The sequence below is a fragment of the Streptomyces sp. NPDC002446 genome, assembly GCF_053595675.1.
In genome coordinates this window covers 87,281-95,327 of the sequence record NZ_JBSFYC010000027.1, presented here as the reverse complement: position 1 = coordinate 95,327, position 8,047 = coordinate 87,281, and the positions used below count along the sequence as shown (strand labels likewise).

The 8,047-nt window shown below is 68.9% G+C and carries 6 protein-coding genes and 1 tRNA gene; 3 read left to right on the top strand and 4 right to left on the bottom strand.

The window, feature by feature from the left end; genetic code table 11:
- Window positions 1-243 precede the first annotated feature (243 nt).
- A complete protein-coding gene (locus tag ACWD6P_RS17770) occupies window positions 244-1,173 on the top strand; it encodes a Yip1 family protein (RefSeq protein ID WP_451445030.1) in 930 nt (309 codons plus the stop codon).
- A gap of 93 nt (window positions 1,174-1,266) precedes the next feature.
- Here ACWD6P_RS17770 and ACWD6P_RS17765 read toward each other — a convergent pair whose 3' ends face one another.
- The 3 genes from ACWD6P_RS17765 to dcd all read right to left on the bottom strand — a co-directional run bounded on the left by ACWD6P_RS17765 (window position 1,267) and on the right by dcd (window position 4,282).
- Entirely contained in the window at window positions 1,267-2,772 is a 1,506-nt protein-coding gene (locus tag ACWD6P_RS17765; RefSeq protein ID WP_451445020.1) for a ricin-type beta-trefoil lectin domain protein, read from the bottom strand.
- 366 nt (window positions 2,773-3,138) lie between these two features.
- A complete protein-coding gene (locus ACWD6P_RS17760; RefSeq protein WP_451445019.1) occupies window positions 3,139-3,636 on the bottom strand; it encodes a phosphoribosyltransferase in 498 nt (165 codons plus the stop codon).
- 70 nt (window positions 3,637-3,706) lie between these two features.
- Window positions 3,707-4,282: a dCTP deaminase gene (gene dcd / locus ACWD6P_RS17755; RefSeq protein WP_393485405.1), complete on the bottom strand. Its 576-nt coding sequence runs from the start codon at window positions 4,280-4,282 to the stop codon at window positions 3,707-3,709.
- A 607-nt stretch (window positions 4,283-4,889) separates the two neighbouring features.
- Between dcd and ACWD6P_RS17750 the strand changes: the two genes are divergently transcribed.
- A tRNA-Gly gene (locus ACWD6P_RS17750) sits at window positions 4,890-4,963 on the top strand.
- A gap of 584 nt (window positions 4,964-5,547) precedes the next feature.
- Window positions 5,548-6,627 carry a hypothetical protein gene (locus ACWD6P_RS17745; protein ID WP_451445018.1) on the top strand — a complete coding sequence of 360 codons (1,080 nt, stop codon included), beginning with the start codon at window positions 5,548-5,550 and terminating at the stop codon, window positions 6,625-6,627.
- 223 nt (window positions 6,628-6,850) lie between these two features.
- Here the strand turns inward: ACWD6P_RS17745 and ACWD6P_RS17740 are convergent, their stop codons facing one another.
- The gene (locus ACWD6P_RS17740; RefSeq protein ID WP_451445017.1) at window positions 6,851-7,987 is read right to left on the bottom strand and encodes a serine hydrolase domain-containing protein; all 1,137 of its coding nucleotides are present in this window, start codon (window positions 7,985-7,987) and stop codon (window positions 6,851-6,853) included.
- Window positions 7,988-8,047 lie beyond the last annotated feature (60 nt).

Below are 8,047 nucleotides of genomic sequence, written 5' to 3'. Positions count from 1 at the left end.
GATCCGGCGACACGGCGCCACATGGTCGTCGATGAACACGTACAGTGCCGCCAGAAGGGCGTCCAAGCCAGAAGTCACACTCAGGCCAACGGACGCCCTTCGCCATGGTCGCGGCCAGCACAAACATCGGACTCAATCATCTAGGGGATGTCACAGCTCAGCAGCAAACCCCGGCCCACCACCCCGGCCCGGCCACCCGTTCCGCGCGGACCAGGTACTTTCGAAGACGTGGCTGGATTCAGGATGGGTCGCGGACGGGATGCCCGCCCCGCGCAGAACGGACAGCAGGGGCAGCAGGGGCAGCAGGCTCCGTACGGACAGCAGGGACCGTACGGACAGCAGCCCCCACCGTCCCCTGGGCAGTGGCAGCAGGCACCGCAGCAGTACGGCGGCGGACCGCAGGGGCAGCCGCAGGGGCAGCACGGCGAGCCGGAGTACTTCGGCGACGGCGGCTACGAGCCCCAGCAGCAGTCCTACGCGCCGTACGCCCAGGACAACAACCCGGGTGCCACCCGGCAGTTCAGCATCGGTGAGGCCCCGGACTACGGCGCCCACCCCGACCAGTACGGCGACGGCGAGTACGCGGCCGGCGGCACCTACCGCGCCGGCCAGACCTCCGCGCCCCCGGTCGGCCCCCGGCTGCACTGGAAGCAGCTGCTGTCCGGCCTCGTGCTGCGCCCCGACGCCACGTTCTGGCAGATGCGCGACCACCAGGTCTGGGCCCCGGCCCTGATCGTCACGTTCGTCTACGGCCTGCTCGCGGTCTTCGGCTTCGACAAGGCCCGCGAGGACGTGCTGAACGCCACGCTCTCCAACAGCATCCCCTGGGTGCTGATCACCGCCGTGATGTTCATCATCGGCGGCCTGATCCTGGGCGCCGTCACCCACACCATGGCCCGCCAGCTCGGCGGCGACGGCGCCTGGCAGCCGACCATCGGCCTGTCCATGCTGATCATGACGGTCTCGGACACGCCCCGGCTGCTGTTCGCGATGTTCCTCGGCGGCGACTCCCCCATGGTCCAGGTCCTGGGCTGGCTGACCTGGCTGGCGGGCGGCTATCTGCTGACGTCCATGGTCGGCAAGTCGCACGACCTGCCGTGGCCCAAGGCGCTCGGTGCCTCCGCGATCCAGCTGGTGGCGCTGCTGGCCCTGGTCAAGCTCGGCACGCTGTAGGCCCGTCCCGGCCACGTCAGGGGCCCGCCCCGGAGCACTCGGCTCCGGGACGGGCCCCTTCGACGTACGGCGGCCGCAGGGCGCGCTGCCGCCTCAGCCCCGGACGAACCGCTGCCCCGCCGACCCGTCACAGGCCCGCAGCCTGAGCGGCTCCTTCGCCCCGCCCAGCGTCAGGCACAGCGACTGCGCGGCGGCCGGCCGGATCGACCCGCCGTCCGCCCGTACGAACCGCTGGTTGGCCGCGCCCGAGCAGTTCCACAGCACCAGCCCGGCCCCGGCCTCGTAACGCGCGCCCGGCACGTCCAGACACCGGTCCTGGGTCAGTCCCACGTGCACCGACCCCTGCTCGCCGTCGTACCACCAGTCCTGATGGCGCTGGCCGTTGCAGTCCCAGCCGCCGACCGCCGTGCCGTTGCGGCTGGCGCCGCCCGTCGCGTCCACACAGCTGCCCGTACCGGCGTTCGTCAGCGGCCGGTACACGTCGTCCCAGGCCCCCGCGTACAGCTTCGGCCGCCCCGTGCTCGCCGGATCCGCGCAGGACGCCTCGCGCAGCGACGGCGCCGCGTACAGCTGGGTCAGACACGACGCGAACGCGCCGTGCCCGCGGGCGTTCGGGTGGAAGGACTGCCGCACCGAATTCGCGTTCGGCGGGAAGGGGTTGGAGAGGTTCACATACAGCCCGCGGGCCCAGGTGTCCTCCATGCACACCTCGTGCCCGTGGAACAGCCGCGAGGCGTCGAGGTAGGTCGCGCCCGTGTCCCGCGCGGCCCTGCGCACCCCCTGCTCGAAGGCCGGCACCGCGGCGTTGCGGCCCCAGCCCGCGTCCGAGGTGTAGCCGGTGCAGCCGCCCGGCAGCTTCCCCGGGTAGCCGGGGTTGTCCTCCACGTCCGGCCCGATCGGGCTCGGGTACGACATCACCACGAGCCGGTAGTCGCCGTCCGCGTACCCCGCGTCCCGCATCACGGTCCGCAGATCACCGACCGTCCGCTCGACCTTGGGCACCAGCCCGTCCACCCGCGCCTGCCAGCCCGGCCGGTACTTCGGCTCGCAGGTGCCCTGCAGCAGGAACCAGCGCTGCACGCAGTCCGTCATCACCGGCCCGAACTGCAGATCGTCATTGGCCCCGGCCACCAGCAGCACCATTTTCAGCCGGGTGTTGCGGGCCGCGACGGCGAGACTGTCGCTCTGCACCAGCTCGTCGGGGTACTGCTTGCTGCCGCCGATCACGATGTTGCCGCTGTACGCGCCCGAGCAGGCGACGTTGTACGTCACGTCCGCCGCGATCCCGGTCCGGTGGATCGCCGAGTCCGGCGACCGGTGACACCAGTTGTCGGGCCCGTCCGTCCCCGGCTCGTACGTCCCGACGCCCTCTCCCGAGATCTCGCTGTCGCCCAGCGAGATCAACGAGGTCTTCCGCTCCTCCAGGGGCCGCTGTGCCGGGTCCCCGTACAGCTTGACCGCCTGCTCCGCCCGGATCTTCTCCAGGGCGGGCGCCAGCGGGGCGGCGCGCGTTCCGGCCGCGGCACCGCCCGTACCCGTACGGGGCTCGGCGAGGCTCACTCCGCCCACCGCCCCGGTGAATGCCACCGTCAAGGCCACGGCCAGGACCGCGCCCCTCGCTCTCCCCCGCCGCCCACGTCTCACCCGCACCTGGGGCCTCCCCTCCGGTCGCCGACCTGCTGTTACCGCCGGTTTTTACTCGCAGGTAAGCAAGTGCGGAACACCCGGAACGCGATTGGCCGAAACACGCGCAAGCACCCGCAAACGCCCGCAAGAACCTGTGCAAGCACATCCGCAAGACGGCGTAAGACCCTGCGCAAGAAGACGCGTAAGAACATGCAAAAGGGAGCCGGCACACAGCCGACTCCCTTACCCCGAAGGGCGGTTCACCCATCGCAAGAAGCGGTCCCACGGACGGTTCAGAGGGCGTCCCCGCGGATCCCCCGACGCCCGCTCACCTCCCGCTCACGCGTCGAGGATCTGCCCCTCCCGCCGGACCACCGGCGGCTCGACGCTCCACGGGAAGTTGATCCAGTCGTCCGTGCGCTTCCACACGTACTCGCACTTCACCAGGGAGTGCGACTTCTCATAGATCACCGCGCTGCGGACCTCGGCCACGGTCTCCAGGCAGAAGTCGCGCACCAGCTTCAGCGTCTTGCCGGTGTCCGCGACGTCATCGGCGATCAGCACCTTCTTCTCGCTGAAATCGATCGCGTTCGGCACCGGCGCCAGCATGACCGGCATCTCCAGGGTGGTCCCCACCCCGGTGTAGAACTCCACGTTCACCAGGTGGATGTTCTTGCAGTCCAGCGCGTACGCCAGGCCCCCGGCGACGAAGACTCCGCCCCGGGCGATCGACAGCACGACGTCGGGCTCGTACCCGTCGTCCGCGATCGTCTGCGCCAGCTCGCGGATCGCCCCGCCGAACCGCTCGTACGTCAGGTTCTCCCGCACGTCACTCACGTATCTCTCTCAGACCTTCTGTATCCCTGTGCCCACACGCGCCGGCGCCCGCTCCGCGCCCGCGGCCGCCTCACACCTGCGTACGGTGGAAATTCCGGAACGAACGGGACGGCGTCGGACCGCGCTGCCCCTGGTAACGGGAGCCGTACCGCTCACTGCCGTACGGGTGCTCGGCCGGCGAGGTCAGCCGGAACATGCACAGCTGCCCGATCTTCATGCCCGGCCACAGCTTGATCGGCAGCGTGGCGACATTGCTCAGCTCAAGCGTCACATGCCCGCTGAACCCGGGGTCGATGAACCCGGCGGTCGAGTGCGTCAGCAGCCCCAGCCGCCCCAGCGAACTCTTCCCCTCCAGCCGGGAAGCAAGGTCGTCGGGCAGCGAGATGACCTCGTACGTCGAGGCCAGCACGAACTCACCCGGGTGCAGGATGAACGCCTCGTCCCCCTCCGGAACGACCTCACGGGTCAGATCGGACTGCTCGACGGCGGGGTCGATGTGCGGATAGCGGTGATTCTCGAACACCCGGAAGTACCGGTCGAGGCGCACGTCAATACTGGACGGCTGCACCATCGACTCGTCATAGGGATCGATGCGCACCCGACCAGCGTCGATCTCGGCCCGGATGTCCTTGTCTGAGAGAAGCACGCACACGAGGATACGCGCCCGCACCACCCCCCTCGCACGACGAGGGCCCGGCCCCCACCGGGGACCGGGCCACACCACTCAACCTCGCGATCTCTTCTTACGACTCTTCTTCCGATCTTCTTCCGACTCTCCCCCTGCTACGACCTCACTACCGCTACTACCGCTTCGCGTGCTCCACGGGCACCGAATGCCGCAGCCGAGCACAGCGCGGGCAGCGCAACAACCGTCCGGGACCGAGCCGGTCGGTGGTCTGCATGGGGAACGAAGCGGTGCTGAACACGTGGCCCTCGGCACAACGTACGACGGTGCGCTCCATCAAGTCCCTCTCCCAACTGCGTGGACAACAAAAGCCACATTAGGGGATGAACTGGGCGCCACTACACGCGGCACTCCGACGCCCAACCGTACGCCTCAACTCCCGCCCCCCGCACCCGCATCCCACCCACGGACACCCCCCGAGCCGTCCCCGAGCCGTCCCCCGCGCCACGCCCCACCCCCGCCTCGCCGAGCGCCCCGCACCCCCGCCCGGGCACGCCAAATGCACCGCGAGGCGGCGATGGGGTAGAGTGTGCGACGATGTTCCGCCCTCGATCCGAGGCGGGATTACGCGGGTGTAGTTTAATGGTAGAACATGAGCTTCCCAAGCTCAGAGCGCGGGTTCGATTCCCGTCACCCGCTCCATACAGAAGCCCCAGGTCAGCGGCCTGGGGCTTAGTTGTTGTCTAGACCATTTTTCGGCCGCGCGCCATCCGCGCACCATAAGGGACCGATTAACGCACCGAGTTGGCATCCGCAAGACCCTCCGGAGCGACCTGATGGGTGGTCATCGCGAATCGCGAGACGAAATTTTTGTGGCCTGCGCCATGTGCCGCTGGGCCGCTGGGCCGCTGGGCCGCTGGGCCGCTGGGCCGCTGGGCCGCCTGCAACGATGCGCCCGCGAACACGGGAGTGGCGCACCGGAGCTGTCGTAGACGACGCCCCTCTGCGAGCCGTCTCATGCGGCGCCGTTCCATACTCCTCATCGACCGCGCCTGCGGGAGCCCCGAACAGAGCACCCTCAGACGATGTACGGCGCCGGCTCACCGGCTGGCGCCACGACCTGAGCGGCCTCTGCTGAGAGTAGGGCACTCCACACAAGCCTTCCTCGGAACCTGGCCACGACGAACCTCCTGACCCGGTTGTTGCGTGGTCATAGCCGACTTTGAGGCAGCCTCCGTTACGATCCCAGGAGCCGTAACTCTGCCTGTTCTGCGGGAGGTTGGCGCGTGAGCGAACCTGATGAGGAACTGCTCCCCATTACGGCGAACGGCATCCTCGGGACTTCTCTGGCACATGTCCTCGACCTGATCCGCGCCCAGGTGGGGTCGGTGCAGCCGCGTCGGATCGCATGCGTCGTAGGGACGCAGATCAACGGATCGCCGCACCTGGGCACCGCCCTCGTCCAAGCCGCCGCTTTCCTGCTCGCCCAGCAGGCCCACCGCACCTGGGCCACCGACACCGCCGTGCGTTTCATCGCGCTGGACAACGCGGAGTACGAGAAGGCAGCCGACCCCGTAACCGGGCGCACCTATCGCCGCACCTACGTCCACGCACTCGGCGCGGACGCCGTCGCCAAGCTGATCGACGCGCACTACCGCCCGCTCCTCGACGGCATGTCAGCCGCGACCGGCGTCCCTTATTCCATCGAGACGTACTCCGACCAGCAAGCATCCCAGGCGTTCAGGACGGAATTCCTGCACAGCCAGACGCTGCGGGAGAACCTGCGATGGTGGCTGGCCCCCTCCACCGGCACGCTCCAGCCCCGCCTCCCCTGCCCCACTTGCGGCTGGCAGGAGGCAGAACAGGAGGCGGAACTCGAAAGCACCCGCCTCCTCCGCCTGGACGAGCGCGGCGCACTGTTCGGCGCGACATGCCGTTTCCACGGCGCCCACGAGCTGCTCCTCGACGTCCAGGGCAGCGGCTATCTCGACCTGCCCGTGCTGTACCGCAACGTGATCAAGGAACGCACCCTGGCGACCGACGCCGAGACTGTGTCCTTGGTCCTCAAGGGCAGCGACTGGGCATACGCCGTCCAACCCGTGGACCGCGCCCTGGCACTGCTCGGCACGCCGCCGACCGACATCCCCGTACGGATCTTCACCCCACAGGTACTCCACGCCACAGGCAGCGTCCTCTCCAAATCCATGCTCAAGACAGCGGCACCGGACGGCCTTCCGGCAGCCGCCCCATGGATGCTCTCCTGGACCAACTGGCCCGAGAGCACCACGACTACGTCGATGCGGTGCTGTGGCTGGTCGGCCACCTGCTCTCCGACCCCAGGCACTTCTTCCGCTCCTTCACCCTGAATGAGCTGGCCCGCCTCATCGACGCCCGCCCCGTCTCTGCACCGAAGCCCGGGACAGCGCGACGAGGGCCGGGCTGACCAACCGTCAGCCCGGCCCTGACAGCCGGTTGTGCCTTTATCGCTCGGCCGACCCGGCCGCAGGCGCATGCAGGTCCGCGCGTGTGGAACGGCCACGCCGAGCTCAGTGAGCTTGGCGTGGCCCGGTTCGCGCTGCTCGGCCCCGTCTACTGAGCCGACTCGGCCGCCTCGTGAGCCGCCTCGGCCTGCCCGCTGCAGAACACCTCCTTGACAAGCCTTTGGTGCGCCTTCTGGAACGCCTCGGCCGTGGCGGCGAAGTCGAGCTCGGCGTCCCCGGTGGTCAGGGAGGCGGTCAGGGTCTTGCTGCCGTCGGGCGTGCTGTACATCAGCGTCGCCCCACCAAAGCCGCCGTTGTGGTGGAAGATGGTGCCGCCGCCGTCCGTGTCCTGCACGAACAGCCCGAGGCCGTAGCGGTGGTCGCCGCTCTTGGGGTGCGGCGTGCGCATCTCGGCCAGCAGCGAGTCCGGCAGGAGCTTGCCGCTCATCAGCGCGGAGAAGAAGGTGTGGAGGTCCTCGGTGGTCGAGATCATGTCACCAGCGGCGGAGATCCAGGAGGCGTTGAAGCGGGTAACGTCGACCACCTTCCACTGGCCGGCGTGCTCGTACCGGTAGTAGCCGTGAGCGTGCGGCTCGGGGATCTCCGGCGAGGCGCCCGGCACCACGGTGCCCGACAGTCCCAGCGGCCGCAGGATCAGCCGCTGCATCTCCTCTGCCAACGAGCGGCCGGTGACCTCCTCGATCAGCAACTTGGCCAGCACGTAGTTGGTGTTGGAGTAGCTCCAGTCCGTCCCCGGCTCAAACCGCGCCGGCTTGGACAACGCCAGCCGTACCAGCTCCTCGTCCTGGTAAGTGTGGAACTGGTTGTCCACCCACTCCTGGCCCTGCCAGGGGATCCCCGGCACGACCGTCCCGTCCTCGTAGTACTCGCCGGTGAAGTTGAACAGCCCGCTGGTGTGCTGCAACAGCATCCGCACCGTGATCCGCCGGTCCAGCCCGAACCGGGGCAGGTAGTCATCGGCCGGGCTGTCCAGCCCGATCTTGCCCTCGGCCACCAGTTGCAGCACCACGGTCGCGACGAAGGTCTTGGTGGTGCTGCCGATCCGGAAGTGACCGTTGGTCGGCGGCTTGGCACTCTCGCCCAGCTTGCGCACCCCGGCGCTGCCGACCCACTCGCCCCGCTCATCGTGCACGCGCAGTTGCACCCCGGCGAATCCGGACTCGACGATCTCCTCGATGGCCTTCTGCAGCTCCGGGCGGTCCTGCCCGGTGAGGATGAGGGACATGGCTGTGCTCCTTATGGGTTGCGTGGGTGGTTGTTGCGGTGAGGTTGTGCCGGCCGCCGA